The sequence below is a fragment of the Paracoccus benzoatiresistens genome (assembly GCF_026913015.1).
Classification (GTDB): domain Bacteria; phylum Pseudomonadota; class Alphaproteobacteria; order Rhodobacterales; family Rhodobacteraceae; genus Paracoccus; species Paracoccus benzoatiresistens.
In genome coordinates, this window is the sequence record NZ_JAPTYD010000147.1 from 1 (window position 1) to 1,612 (window position 1,612).

Here is a 1,612-nt window from a genome sequence, read left to right on the forward strand (position 1 = left end):
GAGATGAGCTGATACGATTGGAGGCACCATGACGAACCCTGCCCCGCAGGACTGGTGCATTCAGAATGGAGCCTGCACCGCAAAGTTAGAATGTCTCACCTCTGCAATTCAAGAATGTCACACTCCCCTGGAGGAGCATCGTGTCGATCCCGGGCTGCGCGACCAGGTCGAGCGTTGCCTGAGATCCGGCTGGATGCCGGAGCAGATCGCCGGCCGCATGCGGTACGAGAACGCTCCTGGCCGGGACTGCCAGGAAACCATCTACCGCCATAGCTATTTCAGATGACGGTAGCCGAAGCGAGTTGCAGACCTGGTGCTGTCCCGGCAGGAATACGGCCCCGCCAATGTCACCACCATGGTCGACCGCACCCGCCGCTTCCGGGTGGCGCTGAAGAACGAGGAGAAGCGGATCAAGCCAATCATGGCCCAAGTGCAGAGGCTCTGACGCCCCTGCCCCGGCATGACTGCGGATCCGTCATCTTTGATCGCGGATCCAAGTTTGTCGACTGGCCGCATCTGCAGGCCGAGGTGGGCACGCAGATGCGCTTCTGCGAGACGCAGCCGCCTTGGCAGAAAGGCGCTGTTGAGAACGCCAACAAGAGTCTCGGACACTGGCTTTGTCGCGACACCGATCCGAACACGCTCTCTCAGGAGGAACTCCGCCAGCTCTGTGCCCGCCAGAACGCCATGCTGTGCAAGGGCTTGGGCTTCCGGACACCCGCCAAGTGTTCAAGGTCTACCCGCTCGGACGCGGCCACAGACGCGCGAAACTCTCCCGCCAACCAAAGTCGCGTTTAGGCAGGCGCGCCCAGCATCAGCGGCCAGAGGCGACGGTCATCTCAGTCGGCGCCGTTCTTCAGCCGCTCAGGACGGCGTCCGTCAGGCAGGATCTTCCGGAGATGTTCAAGGACCACCTCGGACGTGAATGGCTTGCTGATGAACGCAGCACCCTCCGGCATGTCGCCGGGGCCCGGGGTCACGCCCCCCGATGCAACGAGGATCCCGATGTTTGGCCAGTCCTGGGCGCAGAGCCGCGCCAGGTCGAAGCCTGTCATCTCGCCCGGTGGCATGTTGACGTCCGTGAAGAGCAACTGCACGTTCTGCCCGAACTTGCCGAGGATTTCGGCGGCTTTTTCTGAGGTCGCCGCTTCGTAGCAGCGAAATCCGGCATCCTTCAGGATGTCGCAGGCATCCATTCTGATGAGCGCGTCATCGTCCGCCACCAAGGCATAAGGGCTATGTCGGTCCATCAGGCTTGCACTCCATTTGACCGAGGAAGAAGGGCTGCCGGTGCCGGATGGTTCCGCCATCTTCGCCTGATGCTTGACACAGGCTGACGCGCGCGTCATCCCATGCAACATGTCCCGGTTACTGGCGATCCTCTATCGAAGCGAAGCCTTGATGCCTCAGTGCGGCGTCGTTGAACGCAAGATGCTTGAGGCGTCCCGCTCCGACAATGTCCCGAAACATATAACCGGCTTTCTGCATCGGGAAAATGATGTGTACTATCAGTGGCTTGAGGGCCCTGAAGCTGAAGTGTCAACGGCGGTGCAAAATCCGGCCACGCGGCGGCGCAAAACCAGGCCAGGTGGCGGTGACTGGCGCCATGGCG

General features: G+C 61.5%; 3 protein-coding genes. 2 read left to right on the top strand and 1 reads right to left on the bottom strand.

Translation table 11 applies throughout. From position 1 onward, the window contains the following. Window positions 1-313: 313 nt before the first annotated feature. Window positions 314-445 carry a hypothetical protein gene (locus OU682_RS23865; protein ID WP_268944663.1) on the top strand — a complete coding sequence of 44 codons (132 nt, stop codon included), beginning with the start codon at window positions 314-316 and terminating at the stop codon, window positions 443-445. 394 nt (window positions 446-839) lie between these two features. On the opposite strand, the gene OU682_RS23870 is transcribed toward OU682_RS23865, so the two are convergent. Beyond that, window positions 840-1,349 (bottom strand): response regulator, encoded by a 510-nt coding sequence (locus OU682_RS23870; RefSeq protein ID WP_268944664.1) that lies wholly within the window; start codon window positions 1,347-1,349, stop codon window positions 840-842. Between the two features lie 10 nt (window positions 1,350-1,359). Here OU682_RS23870 and OU682_RS23875 point away from each other — a divergent pair. Next, window positions 1,360-1,612: BLUF domain-containing protein (locus OU682_RS23875; RefSeq protein WP_268944665.1), on the top strand; the 253-nt coding region annotated here is incomplete at its 3' end.